This is a genomic window from Zoogloea sp. (assembly GCF_017302315.1).
GTDB lineage: Bacteria > Pseudomonadota > Gammaproteobacteria > Burkholderiales > Rhodocyclaceae > Zoogloea.
Map to the genome: position 1 here is coordinate 36316 of NZ_JAFLDT010000001.1, position 19719 is coordinate 56034.

Below are 19719 nucleotides of genomic sequence, written 5' to 3' on the forward strand. Positions count from 1 at the left end.
CCCGATTGCCTGACCGCGGGCGCGCCAGGCCGGCGCGCCCTGCCCTGCTGTCACTGTCACCCAACCGAGTTCTCCCATGTCGAAGACCCTTCTCTCCGCCCCGCTCGCCACGCTAGAACAGGGCGATGACTTCATCCGCCGCCACATCGGCCCCTGTTCCAGCGAGCTGCCCGGCATGCTCGCCGCCGTTGGCGTCGACGCCCTGGACACGCTGATCCAGCAGACGGTACCGACCGGCATCCGTCTGCCCACCGAGCTGGCCCTGGGCGAGCCGACAGCCGAGCACGTGGCCCTGGCCCGGCTCAAGGCCATCGCCGGCAAGAACGTGCTCAAGAAGTCCCTCATCGGCATGGGCTACTACGACACCATCACACCCAAGGTCATCCTGCGCAACGTGATGGAGAACCCTGGCTGGTACACCGCCTACACGCCCTACCAGGCCGAGATCGCCCAAGGCCGTCTGGAGGCGCTGCTCAACTTCCAGCAGATGGTCATCGATCTGACCGGGCTGGAACTGGCCAACGCCTCCCTGCTCGACGAGGCCACCGCCGCAGCCGAGGCCATGGCCATGGCCAGGCGCATCTCCAAGGTCAAGGGCCAGGGCTTCTTCGTGGACGAAGGCGTCTTCCCCCAGACCCTCGACGTGGTGCGCACCCGTGCCGGCTACTTCGGCTTCGAGCTGATCGTCGGTCCGGCCGCCGAAGCGGCCCATCATGACGTTTTCGGCGCCCTGCTCCAGTACCCCAACGAGCGCGGCGAGGTGGCCGACATCTCCGACGCCATCAGCGGCCTCAAGGCCAAGGGCGCGGTGGTGGCCGTCGCTTCCGACCTGCTGGCGCTGGTCCTGCTCAAGTCGCCGGGCGCCCTCGGCGCCGACATCGCCCTGGGCTCAGCCCAGCGCTTCGGCGTTCCGCTGGGTTTCGGCGGCCCCCACGCCGCCTTCTTCGCCACCCGCGAAGCCCACGTGCGCTCCATGCCGGGCCGCATCATCGGCGTGTCGAAGGATGCCCGCGGCAAGACCGCCCTGCGCATGAGCCTGCAGACCCGCGAGCAGCACATCCGCCGCGAGAAGGCCAACTCCAACATCTGTACCTCCCAGGTGCTGCTGGCCAACATGGCCGGCATGTACGCCGTGTATCACGGCCCGGAAGGCCTGCGTACCATCGCCGCACGCATCCACCGCCTGGCCGCCACCCTGGCCGAAGGGCTCAAGCAGGCCGGCTTCGAGATGGCCTCCGAGGTGTTCTTCGACACCCTGCAGGTCAGCACCGGAGCGCGCACGTCTGATATCTACGCCGCCGCCCAGGCCGCCGGCTACAACCTGCGCCACGTGGATGGCAAGGGCCTCGGCATCTCCGTCGACGAGAAGACCACCGCCACCGACATCGCCGCCCTGCTGTCCTTTTTTGGGGCCACAGCGGATGTCGCAGCACTGGACGCCAGCGTTGCTGCCCGCGGCGGCAACCTGCCGGAAGCCCTGCTGCGTGACGACGCGATCCTGTCGCACCCGGTGTTCAACACCCACCACACCGAACACGAGATGCTGCGCTACCTCAAGCGCCTGCAGAACCGCGATCTGGCGCTGGATCACTCGATGATCTCCCTGGGCTCGTGCACCATGAAGCTCAACGCCACCAGCGAGATGATTCCGGTCACCTGGCCCGAGTTTGCCGACATCCACCCCTTTGCACCGGCCGACCAGACCACCGGCTACCTGGAGATGATCGAAGGCCTCGCCGCCCAGCTCCGCGAGATCACCGGTTTTGACGCCATCTGCATGCAACCCAACTCGGGCGCCCAGGGCGAGTACGCCGGCCTGGTGGCAATCCTGCGCTACCACGCCGCCCGCGGCGACCATCACCGCCAGGTCTGCCTGATTCCCAGGTCCGCCCACGGCACCAACCCGGCCACCGCCCAGATGTGCGGCATGGAGGTGGTGGTGGTCGATTGCGACGACAACGGCAACGTGGATCTGACCGACCTCAAGGCCAAGGCCGAACAGCACGCCGACAGGCTCGCCGCCCTGATGATCACCTACCCGTCCACCCACGGCGTGTTCGAGGAAGCCATCCGCGAGATCTGCGCCACGGTGCATCAGTATGGCGGCCAGGTGTACATGGATGGGGCCAACATGAACGCCCAGGTCGGTCTCACCTCCCCCGCCACCATCGGCGCCGACGTGAGCCACATGAACCTGCACAAGACCTTCTGCATTCCCCACGGCGGCGGTGGCCCGGGCATGGGCCCCATCGGTCTGAAGGCCCATCTAGCACCCTTCATGGCCGATCACGCGGTCGCTGCGACCGGTAGCGAGGATCGCCCCAACGCCGGCCAGGGCGCCGTCTCTGCAGCGCAGTTCGGGTCCGCCAGCATCCTACCGATCTCCTGGATGTACATCACCATGATGGGCGGCCGCGGCCTGAAGCGCGCCACCGAAGTCGCCATCCTCAATGCCAACTACGTGGCCAGCCAGCTCAAGGCGCACTACCCGGTGCTCTACACCGGCAGCCAGGGCCGTGTCGCCCACGAGTGCATCCTCGACATCCGCCCCATCAAGGCGGCCACCGGCATCTCCGAGGTAGATGTCGCCAAGCGCCTGATGGACTACGGCTTCCACGCCCCTACCATGTCCTTCCCGGTAGCCGGCACCATCATGGTCGAGCCGACCGAATCGGAAGACAAGGGCGAGCTGGATCGCTTCATCGCCGCCATGGTGAGCATCCGCAACGAAATCCGCGCCATCGAAGAAGGCCGCATTCCCGGCGACAACAACCCGCTGAAGAACGCGCCCCACACCCAGGCCGACCTCTTGGGCGACTGGGACCGCCCCTACTCCCGCCAGGAAGCCGCCTTCCCCCTGACATGGGTCGGCGACAACAAGTTCTGGCCCAGCGTAAACCGTATCGACGACGTCTACGGCGACCGCAACCTGTTCTGCTCCTGCGTGCCGATGGACGAACTGGGCTGACGCCGACACCGCCAGGCGGCCTTTCCCCTTGGGGAAGGGTCGCATCGGCGCCTCAACGGGCCAGCAGTGCTTTCAGGTGGGAAACGGGGATGGCGTAGGAAATGCCGGAGGGGCTGGAAATGGCGTTCTCCCTCATTCCCTTGATGAAGACCATGTTGAGGACACCGAGCACCTCGCCGCTGTTCACGTCATACAGTGGACTGCCGCTGTTGCCCGGATAGGACACGATGTCCAGCTGAAACACCGGGTAGCGCCCCACCGATAGGCGCCGCACTACACTGGAATCAAGCTGGCTGGCCGACGGCAGGGGTTGCCCCACCGGTGTGATGGCGGCAATGATGCCCCGATGAGTCACCGGCACGATGCCCATGCTCGCACCCAGCGGAAAGCCCGTCAGGGCCACATCCTGTCCGTCACGTGCCGCATTGGAATCCCCCAGCCGCAAGGGTGTCATCGGCGCGCCGCCAATCCACAGCACGGCCAGATCATGATCCGGGTCACGCTCATCGCGCTCCACCGGACGCACGCTCGCCCTGCCCGAACTTGACTGCTGGGCAACGACCAGACGCTCGTCCGAACTGCGGCTGTCCGGCGCAGCCGCGATCACATGGGCGTTGGTCGCCACCTGCTTGCCGTCACCCACGACAAATCCCGTGCCCAGAAAGCGGAACTGGGGGTTTCGGGAAGGCATGAAGGTGCCCACGGCAACGACGGACCGCTTGACCTGTGCGACCGTATCCGGGAGATCGGCCATTGCGGATACCGGAAGAAGCCATGCAAGACAGCCCCCAAGAACCCGAAGACGAACACCTTTGATCCCAACGGAGGTGGTCACTGCCCTGCTGCCTTGAGCGCCTGCAAGGCGGGCGAGGCAGCCACCACGCGGGCATCGAAGGGATGATCATTGCGCTGGAAGAAGGCAAGGATCCGCCGCACGTAGTTCTGCGTCTCCTTGTAAGGGGGAACCCCGCGATAGCGATCCACGGCACCTTCACCTGCGTTGTAACCCGCCACCGCAAGCGCAACGTTGCCCTGATAATAGGCAAGCAGCCAGCGCAGATAGGCCAGTCCACCCTTAATGTTCTGAACCGGATCGTAGCTGTCCTTGACATTGAAGCGACTGGCCGTCTCGGGAATCAGCTGCATGACACCCATGGCATTCTTGGGCGAGGTGGCGCCGGGATCAAAGTTGGATTCAGTGGTTGCAATCGCAAGTGCCAACCTGGGCTCAATCGAAAAACGGGGCGCCAGGGTAGTGATCATCTCCACGACCTTCTTCTTGTGCTCCGGAAGAGAGGCAAGATACTTCCGCGTGTCCCAGCTATCCCTTGCCGCAAAACCACGGTCTGCCGCACGGGGTAGCAGACAGTCCGGCACCACTCCGGTGTACTCGCCCACGGCACTGCGTGCCTTCTCTGCGCCGACATGCCCCTTGGCCAGGGCCATTTCGAAAAGCGTCGCTGCGTAAGCATCGTCACGCGCGACGCCGCGGCCGTTGGCATACATCCAGCCAAGGCTGTACATCGCCTCCGCACTGCCTGCACGTGCCGCCTCGCAATAGAGGTCAGCAGCCTGGGAAGGATCGCGGGGAACCCCCTCCCCGTGCTCGAAGGCGACGGCCTGCTGGACGAGCCCTTCTAGGTCGCCCGATAGGGAATTTGGCGCGACGGCGCCGGCCGATCCCGCTGTCAGGGCAAACCCTGCCAGAAGAACCGGCCCGACTCTCCGGGCAGGCAGGAACGCGAGCGCCCCCCGGAACCCGGAAATCAAAGTCGCCACACCTTTGCGCCGGCAGCTTCGAGTGCAGCCGGGTCATAGAAGCTCTTCACATCGGTGAACACGCCATTGGGCACCAGCTTCTCGCACAACTGCGCCACGCCCAGCTCGGCATATTCGTGGTGCGCCACCGCAGCCACAATGGCGGAAGCGCGGGGCAGATCGCTCCAGGCCGTAAGGCTCACACCGTACTCGTGCTCGGCTTCGGTAGACTCGGCGACCGGGTCGTGCACCAACACGTTGCAACCGAAACTCTGCAGTTCGCGGATCACGTCGATGACCTTGCTGTTGCGCAGGTCAGGGCAGTTCTCCTTGAAGGTGAGACCGAGGACGATCACATCCGCGCCCTTGATATTGTGACCGGCGCTGATCATCTCCTTCACGGTCTGCTCGGCCACGTACTTGCCCATGCTGTCGTTGATGCGACGGCCGGCCAGAATGACCTGCGGGTGGTAGCCCAGCATGTCGGCCTTGTGGGTGAGATAGTAGGGATCGACGCCGATGCAGTGACCGCCGACCAAACCCGGACGGAAGGGCAGGAAATTCCACTTGGTGCCGGCCGCCTTGAGCACTTCCAGGGTGTCGATACCGATCTTGTGGAAGATCACCGAGAGTTCGTTCATCAGGGCGATGTTGAGATCGCGCTGGGTGTTCTCGATCACCTTGGCGGCCTCGGCCACCTTGATGGAGCTGGCCGGGTAGACGCCCGCGGTGATCACTGCACCGTACACCTCCTCGACCGTCTTGAGGGTCTCGGGGGTGTCGCCGGAGACCACCTTCATGATCTTGGTGACGGTGCGCTCCTTGTCGCCCGGGTTGATCCGCTCGGGGGAGTAGCCCACGTTGAAGTCCTGCTTCCACTTCATGCCGGAGAACTTCTCGAGGATGGGGATGCACACCTCTTCGGTTGCACCGGGATAGACGGTGGATTCGTACACCACGATGGCGCCGCGCTTCATGTGCTTGCCGACGCTCTCGGAGGACTTCACCAGGGGGGTGAAGTCCGGCTGGTGGGCCTCGTCCACCGGGGTCGGCACGGCGACGATGATGAAATCGGCTTCGCCGATGATCGTCGGATCAGTGCTGCAGGTCAGGTGAGTGGCAGCCTTCAAGTCCTCCGTACTGACTTCGCCGGTGGGGTCGACGAAACGGCCGTAGGCCGCAACCTTTTCAGCCGACAGGTCGAAACCGACGGTCTTCATCTTCTTGCCGAACTCGACAGCGAGGGGCAGGCCAACGTAGCCAAGGCCGATAACTGCAACGGTACTCATGGGATCAATCCTGAAAAGAGTCCAAGTTGGAAATGCATAAAATCAAAGTGAGGCGCGGAGCTTGTCGATTTCGTTGCGGATCGGCGCCTTCTCCGGAGCATTCTTCAGAGCCTCGTCCAGTTCCTTGCGTGCCCCATCCTTGTCACCATTCGCCGCCAGGGCCTTCGCTAGGCTCAACCGTAGCTGCGGAAGTCTGGGGCCAAGGCTCACTGCCTTGCGAAGGTTCTCCAGGCCCTTGGCCTTCTCACCATTTTCAAGCTGTAGAACCCCGAGGGTATCGAGTATCACCGGGCTATTTGGCGCCAATGCCAATGCCTGCTGGGCAACACCTACAGCGCTCTTGTCATTGAGCTTGCCCAATGCCCAGGCAAGGTTGTTCAACACCATCGGGTTCTTCGGCGCGATCTCTTGCATCTGACGGTATTGATGAACGGCCTGATCGTACTTCTGCTCAGCAAGACTGCGCTCGGCAAGGTAGGTCCGGACCGTGAGATCCTTGGGATTCGCCTTGATCCAGTCAGCCGCCAGCTTCGCAGCCTCAGAAGACTGGTTGGCCATGAGATGGGCGTTATGCAGGCGAATGATCGAAGCAGCGCTCTTCTCACGCTTGTAGGCTTCCTCATAAAGCTTGACAGCCTCTGCGCGTTTGTCGATCGCAAGCAGACTCTCGGCTTCAAGAACGTAACCGATGGCCAAGTCCTTGCGCTGGCTTTGGACGTCTTTCGCAATCGCAATTGCCGCGTCACCCCGCTTGTCGTTCAGAAGGACGGCGACCAGACGCTGCTGCGCCTCCAGCGAGTCGGGCTTGATCGCCAGTGCCTTGCGAAGGTTCTGCTCCGCCCCTGCGGTGTCCTTCGAACTCATCATCAGGTCAGCAATGGCGATGAGCGGAATGGGCGATGAGGGGACACGCGCAACGAGCTTGTTATAGGTCGCAAGAGCTTGCTGCGTTTCACCTGCAGCGACCTGGGAGCGACCGAGAAGATCAAGCACCGCAGGCTCATCCGGAGCCGTTGCAGCAGCCTCCTGGGAAAGACTCAAAGCACGCTTCACATCGCCCGACTGGACAAGCAAGCGCACCAGAGCCAGACGTACGGGAAGCGAAGTGGGACTGGCCGCCAGGCCCTTCTCGAGGACCGTCTGCACGTCCTTGGCCTGCGCTCCCGTCATCGCCATGAACTCGGCGTACTGCAGGTAGGCCTGCGCATGGCTAGGATTCTTGGACAGGAAGCCTTCGTAGCGTTTGCGGGCCACATCGAGCTGCTTGTCCTGGATGTCAAGGCGGGCCAGATTGCTCAGCGCCGGCAGGAAGTCCGATTTCAGCTCCAGAGCCTTCTCGAAGGCCTTTCGCGCGCCGGCACTGTCCTTGAGTACCAGTAGAACGCCACCCTTCATGTTGTGGGTGACGGGGTCATTGGGCTTCTTCTTCTCGAGCGTCTGAACCGCAGCCATGGCCTTGGCAGTCTCATTGCGCCGCAGGTGCGCCATGATCAGGGTGACGTCGGCCTGGATGTTCTCAGCGTCCAGTGCGGAAGCAGCCTCAAGATCCTGGAAGGCGCGCTCTGTTTCGCCGCCGGCGAGTCGCGACACACCGAGCCGAGTCCGGAATTGGGCGTTGTTGGGGTCAGCCTTGGCCGCGCGCGCGAAGTACTCCTCCGAACGGGTGAAATCACCATTCATGGCGTACACCTGCCCCGCAAGATTCAGCACCGCGACGTCCTCGGAATTGTCCTTTGTCAGAGGCTGGAGCAACTCGAGAGCCTTGCCCGGCTCACGCATCCCCAGATAGGCGGACACCAGCAGACGCCGCGCATACAGATGGCCTGGCACCTTATCGAGCACCTTGGTCAGGTTTTCCTGCGCCTGGGAAAAATCATTTCGCTGCAACTGCAGCGACGCGGCCAGGAGCAACGCCGGAACATACTCGGGGGCAACTCGCAGCACCTGCTGAATACCCTCATAGGCCTCCTTGTTCTTGCCGTTCTTCAGGTCAAGAAAGGCCTGCATGTAGATCGCCAGCGGGTGATTTCCCACAGCCTTCCGCAAGGCGCCAACCTTGGCCTGGGCAGCTTCAAGCTTGTTGGCACGGATCAGTAGCGAGATCACGCTCTGGTAGGCAGCAATCTCGGTCGGCTTCCCCTCTATCACCGCTTCATAGGCAGTAATGGCTTCGTCGGTCCGGTTCTTGGCCAGCAGCAGATCTCCGCGCAGGCTATGGGCTTCCGGCAACTTGGGCGAGTCCTTCAACACCGCATCCACATCTACCATCGCGCCATCAAGATCCCGATCAAGGGCACGCATGCGGGCAAGCCCGACTCGTGCCAGCGGAAAGCCGGCCGACGCCTTGATGGCCCCGTTAAACTCCTCTTGGGCGGGAATGCGCTTGCCCTGTTGAAGCAAGGCAAAACCCTTGGACGTCATCAGCGAAGCCTTCGCTTCAGACTGGCTCAGCTCCTTGCTACCCAATTCGGTGATGATGCGCTGCCCTTGACCACCGGCAAGCATGGCCTGGGCAAGCAGCGGAACAACCTCATCCGGTGAAAAACCCATATCAAGGGCACGGGTAAGCTCTTTCTCGGCGCCGGCATAATCACCCTGATCGAAATTCACCTTGCCCAGTAGAAAACGCGCCTCGGCAAAAGTCGGATTCTTCTGCAACGCATTCTTCAACTGGATCGAAGCCGCGTTGCGATCATTCTTGGCCATGTACGCCTTGGCCGATGCAAGCATGGACTCCGGACTGTCTCCGCAGGCCGCGAGCAGAAGTACACAGAGGGCGCTGACGGCGGTGTTCCGCACCCGGTTTTGTTTGGTCTGGGAACGCATCTGCATGGATCCTTGAATCACGTTGAGATTTCTTTCTTGAGTCCGAAACGGTTCATCAAATCATAGAGAGTGGGGCGGCTGATACCCAGCACCTCGGCAGCCCGCGCCACGTTGCCATTCACCCTGGCCATGACGCGGACGACGGCACGCCGCTCGGCCTCTTCGCGCACCTCACGCAGATTGAGGGCCTGCAATCCCTCATCGCTGTCATCCTGATTCAGGCCGATGTCATTGGCGGTGATGCAGTTCCCGTCGGCCATGATCACTGCACGCTTGATGGCGTTCTCCAACTCGCGGATGTTACCGGGCCAGCGGTGCATCTCGATACTCTGCACCGCATCATCGGTGAGCGACATGGAGCCACGCCCATGGTCATTGGCAAAGCGCTGCACGAAAGCATGGGCAAGCAGCACGGCATCGCCGTCGCGATCACGCAACGCGGGAATATCCACCACGATCTCGGCAAGCCGATAGTAGAGATCCTCGCGGAATCGCCCGGCCTGGATAAGCCCCTTCACATCCTGATGAGTGGCGCAGACGATGCGGACATCGACGGGAATCTCGTCCCGCCCGCCGATACGTTCGATCACCCGCTCCTGGAGGAAGCGCAACAGTTTGGCCTGCAGGGGCATCGGAAGATCACCGATTTCATCAAGAAACAACGTGCCCTTGTTGGCCACCTCGATCTTGCCAAGCGTTTGCTTGACAGCCCCCGTGAACGCCCCCTTCTCATAGCCGAACAGCTCACTCTCCAGAAGATTCTCGGGAATGGCAGCACAGTTGATCGCTACAAAGCGCTCGTTACGGCGTGGCGACAGCTCATGCAACCCCCGGGCCAGCACCTCCTTGCCCGTCCCGCTCTCTCCGAGAAGCATCACTGTCACGTTCGCAGAAGCCACACGCTCAATCAACCGACACAACTTGAGCATTCCGCCATCCCGCGTGATCACGCCCGACAGGGCACTGCCCTGCTGGACCTTCAGGCGGCGGTTGTCTTGTTGCAGATCGTAGAGCCGCAGCGCCCGGTCAAGGGTCAAGGAAAGGAGCTCAGGCTCGAAGGGCTTGGCAAAAAAATCATACGCCCCCATCCCCACTGCGCGAACGGCGTTTTCCCTATCATGCTGCCCGGTCAGGACGACGACCTTGGTGTCTGGCGCCAATGCCAGAATCTCGCCGAGAAGGCGGAAGCCCTCCGTCACATCATCGGGAAACGGCGGAAGTCCGAGATCCATCGTGACGACCGCAGGCTCATGCCGCCGCAATTGGGCAATGGCCTCTTCCCGATTGTTAGCAACCACTGTTTCATACTGGTCGAAGGCCCAGCGCATCTGCTTCTGCAGTGCGGGATCGTCCTCGACGATCAGCAATGTCCTGCGTTTCTCGCTCATATTCCTAGTTTGCCATCGCTTCGTTACCGTCATTCCGGACGGACGCTGCAATGGGCAATCGGATATCGAACCGGGTTCCCGTGCCCACGTCACTGACAACGGTCAAACTCCCCCCCAGTTCCTGCACATATTGCTGTGCCTCGTAGGCGCCGATGCCCATTCCGCTCGCCTTAGTCGTCTGGAAAGGCTTGAAAAGTTGTTCCCGAATAAAGGCAGCAGACATACCCGACCCGGTATCCCGAACCGTGATGCATGCCTGATTACGCTCCTGGGATAGCTCCACTGACACACTACCATGCTCGGGAGTTGCGTCGAGGGCATTTTGCACGATATGCCCGAGGATGCGCTCAAGCCGCTCCGCATGGGCCAGGACGGAGATTTCGGGGGCGCCTTCGGCGAGAACGGGACAGGGGATGAACATTCGCTTCGACTGCACCACGTGCTTGACCAGCCCTTTGAGGGACACGGGCTTGGGCTGGTTGATCGGCGTCTTCTCCATCAATTGAGTCATCAGGCCGCGCATCCGTTCCTCCACGTGACGGACGGTATCCAGCATGTCAGCCTGGAACTCCGGATTGTCCTTGTGTCGCTCGGCGTTGCGCAACATCAGGGACATTTGGGCCACCAGATTTTTTAGATCATGCACCACAAAGGCCGACATCCGATTGAAGGCATCGAACTTGCGGGCCTCAAGGAGGGCTTCAGTGGCCTGCATGCGGGCAAAGTAGCTGGCCGCCTGCCGACCGGCCATTTTCAAAAGATCGAGTACTTCCCAGTTTACGTCAATGGGAGTACGTGGCGTCAGCAAGATGACGAACCCCACCAGAACCCCGGAGGAAATGAGGGGAACGATCAACCACATGTCGGTGATTTCAGATGCCCACTCCGGTATTGACACCTCGCCACCACCTACCGAGAAACCGCTTCGCAGCTCCGCCAGATTGACCACCCACTCCCGCTCGAGCAGAAAGCCCGTGAAGGCCGACCCCTCCTTCTCCACAACCCCGTAATGTGGCATGTTCAGACGTGCCTGCTGGCTGAAGCAGCCGCTTGCATCCCGAAGCCACACACCCCCACCGGGACTCTCAACCAGATCCGCCAGAGCCTTGACCACAGACTCACCAAGGCTGAGCCCATCCCCGGCGACGGACAGGGCCTGCGTCACCCCCAGCCACTCGGTGCGGTAGTCGTAGCGATAGGCGAAAAAGTGCTTGGCGAGCAAGACCCGCAGACGTGCGCGAAACGCGCCCGAGAAAATCAGAACACCAAGGAACAGCACACCACCAAAAAGCAGTACCAGTTGCAGCGCCTCGCCCCACTCGCCACCGAAATAGCGCATGTAGTATCCCGCCCCGGCGATCAGCAGCAGATAGACACCTGAAACCGCCAAGGCTGTGGAGTGGAAAACCACGTGCCGGGAGATCGAAATCCGGAAAGTCCATTCGGGATTTCGCGAGGCGGAAAGCGCCACCAGAGGAATGGTCAAGGTATGGGCGAACGCCCGCGCACTCCAGATGACCGGGTGAATCCGACTGAAGAGGAGAGCGTCGGCAAAAAGGTAGACGTCGAAGGCGAACAGCCCACCGAGTGCCAGCACCATGGGCTTGATACCCCAGCGCGAGCGTTCGGGAACCGAGCGATAGAACAGCTCAAGCAGCACAAGCCCGAAGACCGAGGTCATCAACGAGGTCGTCGCCCAGGTTCGCAGCGGCGTGCCGTAAACAGGCAACCCCATGCTGAAACACAGCACTCCCGCAGCGCCCAGTGAGACGACCGCGAGCGTCATGGGCTTCGGCCATCTAGGGGGCACCTCCCCTTCGTACTCGGCTGTGGGCTGAAACACCAGCGCCACCAGGAACCCGAACCAGGCACCCATGCGCAGCACGTCAAGCAGGTTGCCCAGCAGAAAAAGCCAATTCCACCCGGTCAGGGCAAAAGCCCAGTTGGCAGATGCCCAGAGGGCACTGACACCCATGGCAGCAATGAGAAATGAACCCCGCGAACCATTGCGCCACGCCAAGCCAAGATAGACCGCAAACAGTGCATGGATGACCGCTGCAATTGCGTGACTCCACGCAGCAACCTGGGAAAACGTGGGTTCCATCGGGCCTCAGCAGAAAAACAAACGCTCCCGAACAGCGGGAGCGTCTGACCTCCCCTTACAGGGAAGGGGCGAAATCAGTGGGCACCGTCACCCGTCAGCACCACCCGAACCGTCTCGAAAAGAACCACCGTATCAAGGAACAGGGTGTGGTTTTTCACGTAGTAGAGATCGTACTGCAGTTTGTTGATGGCATCATCAACCGACGAACCATACTGGTAGCGAACCTGGGCCCAACCCGTAACCCCCGGCTTCACGCAGTGCCGCACGGCGTAGAAAGGGATGTCGCGAGTAAGCTGATCGACGAAGAAGGGGCGCTCCGGACGCGGGCCAACCAGACTCATATCCCCTTTCAGGACATTGAACAGCTGGGGCAGCTCATCGATACGCACCTTGCGGATGAAACGCCCGACGCGGGTCACACGATCATCGTTGGCGCTGGCCCAACGGGGCTTGCCATCACGCTCCGCGTCCCGACGCATGCTGCGGAACTTGGTCACTTTGAAGAGACGTCCGCCCAGACCAACCCGCTCTTGACGGTAGAACACCGGCGCGCCGTCCTCGATAACGATCAGCAACGCTGCCAGCACCATCACCGGCGCAGCCAGGATCAGCAGGATCAGGGAAGCAACGATATCGAAGATACGCTTGACCAGCGTACGGCTCCAGCCCTGACGGAAGCCCTCACCATAGATGAGCCAGCTGGCACGCAGGGAGTCAATGCGAACCTGACCGCGAACACGTTCGAAGAAGCTGGAAAGGTCGAGCACCTTGATACCTGCCATCTTGCAATCAAGCAGCTCCCGCAGGGGGATCACCCCGCCGCGCCTCTCCTTGAGCGCAACAATGATCTCATTGACGCGGAGATGATTCGCCGTTGCCAGCAGACTCCCTTCGACATGGATGATCCGCTTAGGGTCAACACGTACTTCCTCGCCGGGACCGGACGGAAAGAAACCCACAACCTGCAGCCCCCTGCTGGGAGAGTGCGTAAGCGCATGCTCGACCGCCACCGCATCGGCTCCCGTCCCGATCACCATGATCCGTTTAACCAGCACACCCGCTCCCACACGCCGAACAGCAAAACCGCGCGCCACTACGACAAAACCGAGCAGCGCCACCACATTGAGTTCCATCGCCTCGTGGGCAAACTCACCCCACGGCAAGACCTGAAAGATACCGTAGGCCACAGGAATACTGAGAGCGATTGACATCGCGACACGCATCAGCGTCTCGCGGACCCCCCCGCCGAAACTCACCCGGTAAAGCCCGAGGGCGCCGTTGAGGATCATCATCGTAACGGCAAAAGCGAAAGCCGAAGGCACCACCGTTGCCAGAACGGCACCATCCACCTTGCTCTGCAGCACGAACACGGCGATCACCGCGAAGAACAGGAGCATTGCATCGAAGAGCACCTGCAGGACGGTACTGGACGGAACGTAATGATTGAAAAGTTTCAGCATCTCAAGCTTCGGCAACCCTTTGGAGGCTGCCGCCCATGCAGTTGGATGTTCTAAGGTCAGGCCGGCACACGCGCGCCCGATATGTTGCGGCGCATTATGTATGAAGAACGGGTCGGACCGTTCTGTCAGCGCCCATCAAAATTGCAAAATGCGTGAAAAAATGTATGTTCGAACAATAGCGCGAAGCCACCTCAGCCCCCGTGATCCCCGTCACGCGATAATTACATTTCACATAAATTCCCCTGATCGACACCCATCGCCCCTGCGGTCGTCCTACAACTCGATCTGGGTGCCAAACTCAACGACCCGATTGGCCGGGATACAGAAGAAGTCGGCTGCACTGTGGGCGTTCCTGAACATCAGGATGAAGATCTGCTCACGCCAGCGCCCGAGGAGTGAACCTGCCCGTGGAATGAGCGTCTCCCGCCCCAGGAAGAAAGACGATTCCATCAGGACGAAAGGCAAACCCTGACCCTCGGCAAGCGCCAGCGCGGCAGGGATGTCCGGATCGTCCTTGAACCCGTAGCGTACGAACACCCGGTAGAAACCGAAATCCAGTTCCTCGACCTGCACCCGCTCGCTCGCCGGCACGTAGGGAACATCTTCGGTGATCATTGTTACGAGCACTACGCGGGCATGCAGAACCTTGTTGTGCAGCAGGTTATGCAGCAAGGCGCGCGGAACACCGTCCGGCGCCGTCGTCATGAACACCCCTGTCCCGGGCACACGTATCGGCGGATCGTGGAACATGGACTGGATGAACAGATCGAGGGGCATGGTATCCACCTGCATTCTCTCCGTCAGGGCCGCCCTCCCCCTCTTCCAGATCATCAGCAGGGCGTGGATGAACAGGCCCAGGACCAGCGGAAACCAGCCCCCATCAAAGATCTTGACCGTATTCGCGGCAAAGAAGGCGAAATCCACGGTGAGGAACACTGCGACAAAGGCCAGGGCGGAACCCCACCCCCACTTCCACAGAGCCCGGACGACAAGAAACGCCAACAGGGTGTCGATCATCATCGTCAGCGTCACCGCAATGCCGTAGGCCGAAGCCAGGGCGCTGGATGACCGGAACCCCAGGACCAGGGCAATCACCGCGCCCAACAGCATCCAGTTCACATTCGGAACATAAATCTGACCAACCTCCTTTTCAGAGGTATGAATGATATGCACCCGGGGCGAATAGCCCAGCTGTACTGCCTGCTTGGTGAGGGAGAAGGCACCGGATATGACCGCCTGGGAGGCAATGATGGTGGCCAGTGTCGACAGGCCGACCATGGGATAAAGCAAAGGCTCCGGAACCAGGAGGTAGAAAGGGTTCTGCACCGCCGAAGGGTCGTCGAGAATCAAGGCGCCCTGCCCCAGATAGTTCAGGTATAGCGCAGGAAAGACAAAGCCGAACCAGGCGAGCTTGATCGGACGGCGACCAAAATGCCCCATGTCGGCATACAGGGCCTCCCCTCCGGTGATCGCCAGCACGATCGCCCCCAAAGCCAGAAAGCCGATGCCCTTGTTGGCCGCGAAGAAGTGCACCGCGTGCAGCGGATTGAAGGCCTGCAGCACATCCGGGTGACGGACCACATTCATGGTCCCGAGTACCCCAAGAGTGGCGAACCAGAACAACATCACCGGACCGAAAACGGCGCCCACCCGCGCGGTCCCCTTGCTCTGGATCACGAACAGCCCCGTCAGCACCACCAGGGATATCGGCAGCACAAAGGGACGGAAGGCCGGCGTCGCCACTTCCAGCCCCTCGACAGCAGAAAGCACCGAAATGGCCGGGGTGATCACACCATCACCGTAAAACAGGGCGGCTCCGAACAGGCCGACTGCCGACATCAAGCGGGCGAGGCGGGGCGAACGGGTGGTTCGCAGGGCCAGGGAGGTCAGCGCCATGATCCCCCCCTCCCCCCGGTTGTCGGCGCGGGTGATGTAAACCACGTACTTCAGGGACACCACGATGGTCAACGCCCAGAACACCAGTGACAGCACACCAAGCACATTGGCCGGGGTCACCGCGAGCCCATGATGCACGTTGAAGACCTCCTTCATCGTGTACAGGGGACTCGTACCGATATCGCCAAAGACCACTCCCATGGCGGCTAGCGCCACTGGAAGCACCTCGGCCGTGGATCGCTTGTCCTGACCTTCGGCAAGCACTGCTGACATTCCACCCTCCCGGCACACGCCGATTCGAAACAAACACCTCACCCGGAACCGCGATCTCGGATTCCGCAAAGCAACATCCGACAATTCAGACGTCTGGAGCCCTGCGGGACCGAGATACTACCGCATCGCAGCAAAAGAGGACGCGTATAGCCGGCGGTGAGTGCGTCACCTGATACGCCGAGGCTCAGATCCCCGGACGGTAGGGATGGCCGCTTCGGGGTGACGCCTTGGGCGACACCAAGAAATCGCCAGCCAGGACTGAAGCCCGCCACGTGGGGGCCGATAATCATGGGTAACTGGCGAATGGAGCACCTCCCTCTCGAGCCCCTATCGGGCGAAACCCACCCGGAGGCCGGCGTGACAAGCAGCCATTCCCAAAGCCTGGATCTCAACGCCGCATGCGCCTAACGCCCTACCTGAAACACCTTGCCATCATCTGCGGCGCCTATGCAGTATGCGGACTGCTGGCCCTGCACATTGCCATTCCCCCCGGCTACGTCTCACCACTCTATCCACCGGCAGGCATTGCCCTTGCCGCCGTCCTGATCTTCGGGCAACGCATCTGGCCAGCCATCTTCATCGGCGCCCTCCTGACCAACATCGAAGCCGTGATGCGGTCCGGACTTGAAGGCTGGGCCTGGCTCACCCCGCTGATGGTCGCCGTCGGATCCGTTCTTCAAGCCTTCGCCGGTCGTGCCCTGGCGAGACGCTGGGGGCGCTTTCCGGAGGGGCTCGACAGCGCCTCGACCACATTGCGATTCCTGTTCCTGGCCGGGCCCGCGAGCTGCCTGATCGGCGCCAGCTTCGGCACCGCATCCCTGATTCTGTCGGGTGCCATTCCCCTTGCTGAGGGGCCGTATACCTGGTGGAACTGGTGGGCAGGTGACGCCATCGGCATCCTCATCGCCACCCCGCTGACCTTCGTCTTCCTCGGCCAACCACGCCACCAATGGGCACCCCGACGGCTCACCCTGGCCTTGCCCATGACGGTCGCCCTGGTACTGCTCGCCGGGCTCCAGACCCAGCTCGCCCAGTGGGAGCAAGAGCGCCTGCAGAGCCGCTTCGAACGGGATGCCCACTATCAGGGCAGCCTGCTGCTCAAGCGCTTCGCCAACTACAACGACGTACTGCAGGCTACGGAAAGGGTCATGGTGGCCGCCCCGCATCTGGACGAAGACGGCTTTCATCAGTTTGCGATGCCCTGGCTATCACGCTTCGAGGGGATCCAGGCAATAGGATGGATCCCGCGTGTATCCCACGACAAGCGCGGCCGCTTCGAGGCGTCCGCACGCCGCTCCCCTGGCTCACCCGATTTCGCCATCCGTGACCGTGACGCAAACAGGGCACTCCATGCCTCCCCTCCATCCGCCGAGTACTACCCGATCCGCTTCATTTCCCCGCTGGCATCCAACCGCCGGGCCATCGGCCTCAATGTTCTCTCCGTGCCCATCTCCACCGAAGCCCTTGCCCGTACCCGGGGGACCGGGCGCGCGGCGGCAACCCAGGCCTTCGAGCTCACCCAGGAAACGGAAAGCAAGCTCGGTGTAGTGATTTACCAGCGCACCAGCCCCGCCCCTGACCAGCACCAAACACGTGCCGATGGCTTTGTCTTCGTCGCCCTGCGCATCGAGGACGCAGTCAACAGCGTCCTCCAGCGCAATCCCATCAGTGGCGTCGCCTATTGTCTGGCCGAAAAGGCACCGAAAGCGGGCACCGGGCGCCGCCTTGCCGGTGTGGAGAATTGTCCGGACGCAGGTGAGCAGCGCATCGCGGGGCTGACCCCATGGGTCGAGGACTTCGACTTCGGCGGCCGTACCTGGACCCTTCGTTTCATCGCGGAGCCGTCCTACGCATCCCACCACCGCGGCTGGGAAGCGTGGACCCTGCTTGCCATCGGGCTGCTCAGCACGGGCATGCTGGGTGCCTTCCTGCTGACGTCGACCGGGCGTGCCCAGCGCATCGAAGAGTTGGTCCGGCAGCGTACCGCCGAACTGGCCGATGCCAGCCGACGCCTCCGCGCCCAGCGGGCCATGCTCACCCACGCCGAGCGGATCGCCCAACTGGGAAGCTGGGAAGCCGACCTGCAAACCGGACAAGGTCACTGGTCGACGGAACTATTCTCCGTGCTGCGGGTACCCCACAGCCAGGAGAGCAATTGCGCCAACCTGCTTGCAGCGCTCCACCCCGATGATCAGCCCCGCCTCCAGCAGGCCTTCGACGATGTGGCGCAGGGCCTCGTCGGCACCAGCTTTGACGTCCGGCTGCGCAGCAGCGATCAGGACAAGTCCCCGCGCATCGTGCACTTCACCATCGAGGCCGGCAGCGGCCCGCACATGGGCAGAACCCTGCGCGGAACGGTCCAGGACGTCACCGACAACCGGGCCTCAGAAGCCCACATCCACTACCTCGCCCACTATGACGTGCTTACCGGCCTGCCCAACCGGAGTCTGTGGATCAACCGCACGGATCAAGCGCTCGCCATCGCCCGCCGCAACCACCTGCAAGCGGGCGTTCTCTTCCTCGACCTGGACAATTTCAAGAAGATCAACGACACCCTGGGCCATCCGGTCGGCGACCGCCTGTTGTCTGCTGCCGCCCGACGCCTGAGCACATGCCTGCGGGAGGAAGATATCCTGGCGCGACTGGGGGGCGACGAGTTCGTCGTCCTCCTGCCCCAGCTCAACCACGCAGAGGATGCCGCCGTGGTTGCCCGCAAGCTCATCGCCAGCCTGGTCCGCCCCTTTGATATTGACGGTCAGGAGCTCTCCATCTCCACCAGTATCGGCATCGCCCTCCACCCGGGCGATGGCAACGACGTGGATCAACTCCTCAAGCACGCGGATACGGCGATGTACGACGCCAAGAGCGCCGGTCGAAACGATTTCCGCTTCTTCACGCAGGACATGAACAGCCGCGCCTGCGCCCGCCTGACCCTCGAGAACGCCCTGCGCCGGGCCCTCGAACGCCATGAACTGGAACTGGACTATCAACCCCAGTGGGCCATGCCGGGTCAGCGCCTGGTCGGCGTGGAGGCCCTTGTTCGCTGGAACCATCCGGAAAGGGGGCGCATCCCCCCTGGTGAGTTCATCCCGCTCGCCGAAGAAACCGGGCTCATCGAGGCCATCGGTGACTGGGTGCTGCATGAAGCTGCACGTCAGCAAGCTGCCTGGCAGGCTGCCGGGCTGCCGCCCCTGACCGTAGCCATCAATATCTCGGCCCTGCAGTTCCGGCGACCTGGCTTCGTTGATCGCGTCCGTCAGGCATTCGCGGATGCGGGGGTGTCACCCGCAAGCTTCGAGCTTGAACTGACGGAGAGCGCCTTGATGCAACCCAGCGCCGACATCGAAGCGCAGTTCACTGCCCTCCGCAACCTGGGTCTGGGGTTGGCCCTGGACGACTTCGGCACCGGCTACTCCAGCCTGGTCTACCTCAAGCGCCTGCCCCTCACGCGACTCAAGATCGACCGATCCTTCGTGCAGGATCTGCCGGGAGATGCGGAGGATGCGGCAATCGCTACGGCAACCCTGTCCATCGCCCGGGATCTGGGTCTGGAGGTCGTCGCCGAGGGGGTCGAAACGGAAGCCCAACGGGACTTCCTGCTCCAGCGCCATTGCCCGATCATGCAAGGCTACCTCTTCGCGCGCCCCCTCCGCGCCGCCGACATCAGCACCCTGCTGGCCGCCGGCCCCGACGGATCCAGGTTGGAGGCAGTTGGGGCGGAACCGTAGCTAGCCGGCCGGATGTCCACTGCCCGCGC

At 62.2% G+C, this 19719-nt stretch carries 10 protein-coding genes; 2 read left to right on the forward strand and 8 right to left on the reverse strand.

All coding sequences use genetic code 11. From position 1 onward, the window contains the following. Positions 1-76 precede the first annotated feature (76 nt). Positions 77-2968 (forward strand): aminomethyl-transferring glycine dehydrogenase, encoded by a 2892-nt coding sequence (gene gcvP, locus J0L98_RS00195; protein ID WP_296409226.1) that lies wholly within the window; start codon positions 77-79, stop codon positions 2966-2968. A gap of 52 nt (positions 2969-3020) precedes the next feature. Here gcvP and J0L98_RS00200 read toward each other — a convergent pair whose 3' ends face one another. From J0L98_RS00200 to J0L98_RS00235, 8 genes are all read right to left on the reverse strand, one after another. Then, positions 3021-3722, reverse strand: a complete 702-nt coding sequence (locus J0L98_RS00200; protein ID WP_296409227.1) for a serine protease — start codon at positions 3720-3722, stop codon at positions 3021-3023. A gap of 77 nt (positions 3723-3799) precedes the next feature. After that, a complete protein-coding gene (locus J0L98_RS00205) occupies positions 3800-4747 on the reverse strand; it encodes a transglycosylase SLT domain-containing protein (RefSeq protein WP_296409229.1) in 948 nt (315 codons plus the stop codon). After that, positions 4735-6015, reverse strand: coding sequence for a nucleotide sugar dehydrogenase (locus J0L98_RS00210; protein ID WP_296409230.1), 1281 nt, complete (start codon positions 6013-6015; stop codon positions 4735-4737). Before J0L98_RS00210 ends, J0L98_RS00205 begins: the two co-directional genes overlap by 13 nt. A 42-nt stretch (positions 6016-6057) precedes the next feature. Beyond that, positions 6058-8841: an XrtA/PEP-CTERM system TPR-repeat protein PrsT gene (prsT, locus tag J0L98_RS00215; RefSeq protein WP_296409231.1), complete on the reverse strand. Its 2784-nt coding sequence runs from the start codon at positions 8839-8841 to the stop codon at positions 6058-6060. 17 nt (positions 8842-8858) lie between these two features. After that, positions 8859-10229: a PEP-CTERM-box response regulator transcription factor gene (gene prsR / locus J0L98_RS00220; RefSeq protein WP_296409234.1), complete on the reverse strand. Its 1371-nt coding sequence runs from the start codon at positions 10227-10229 to the stop codon at positions 8859-8861. Positions 10230-10233: 4 nt separating this feature from the next. After that, positions 10234-12333, reverse strand: coding sequence for an XrtA/PEP-CTERM system histidine kinase PrsK (gene prsK, locus J0L98_RS00225; protein ID WP_296409235.1), 2100 nt, complete (start codon positions 12331-12333; stop codon positions 10234-10236). A gap of 74 nt (positions 12334-12407) precedes the next feature. Further along, positions 12408-13793: a TIGR03013 family XrtA/PEP-CTERM system glycosyltransferase gene (locus tag J0L98_RS00230; RefSeq protein WP_296409236.1), complete on the reverse strand. Its 1386-nt coding sequence runs from the start codon at positions 13791-13793 to the stop codon at positions 12408-12410. A gap of 273 nt (positions 13794-14066) precedes the next feature. Next, positions 14067-15962: a potassium transporter Kup gene (locus J0L98_RS00235; protein WP_296409238.1), complete on the reverse strand. Its 1896-nt coding sequence runs from the start codon at positions 15960-15962 to the stop codon at positions 14067-14069. 398 nt (positions 15963-16360) lie between these two features. On the opposite strand from J0L98_RS00235, the gene J0L98_RS00240 reads away from it, so the two are divergent. After that, the gene (locus tag J0L98_RS00240) at positions 16361-19690 is read left to right on the forward strand and encodes an EAL domain-containing protein (RefSeq protein ID WP_296409240.1); all 3330 of its coding nucleotides are present in this window, start codon (positions 16361-16363) and stop codon (positions 19688-19690) included. The last annotated feature ends 29 nt before the right edge of the window (positions 19691-19719 follow it).

Bases quoted from the DNA above. Each gene is read 5' to 3' on its own strand.
- J0L98_RS00200 (WP_296409227.1), bottom strand. From the start codon at position 3,722: ATGGCCGATCTCCCGGATACGGTCGCACAGGTCAAGCGGTCCGTCGTT.
- J0L98_RS00240 (WP_296409240.1), top strand. From the start codon at position 16,361: ATGCGCCTAACGCCCTACCTGAAACACCTTGCCATCATCTGCGGCGCC.
- J0L98_RS00230 (WP_296409236.1), bottom strand. From the start codon at position 13,793: ATGCTGAAACTTTTCAATCATTACGTTCCGTCCAGTACCGTCCTGCAG.
- J0L98_RS00210 (WP_296409230.1), bottom strand. From the start codon at position 6,015: ATGAGTACCGTTGCAGTTATCGGCCTTGGCTACGTTGGCCTGCCCCTC.
- gcvP (WP_296409226.1), top strand. From the start codon at position 77: ATGTCGAAGACCCTTCTCTCCGCCCCGCTCGCCACGCTAGAACAGGGC.
- prsT (WP_296409231.1), bottom strand. From the start codon at position 8,841: ATGCGTTCCCAGACCAAACAAAACCGGGTGCGGAACACCGCCGTCAGC.
- J0L98_RS00235 (WP_296409238.1), bottom strand. From the start codon at position 15,962: ATGTCAGCAGTGCTTGCCGAAGGTCAGGACAAGCGATCCACGGCCGAG.
- prsR (WP_296409234.1), bottom strand. From the start codon at position 10,229: ATGAGCGAGAAACGCAGGACATTGCTGATCGTCGAGGACGATCCCGCA.
- prsK (WP_296409235.1), bottom strand. From the start codon at position 12,333: ATGGAACCCACGTTTTCCCAGGTTGCTGCGTGGAGTCACGCAATTGCA.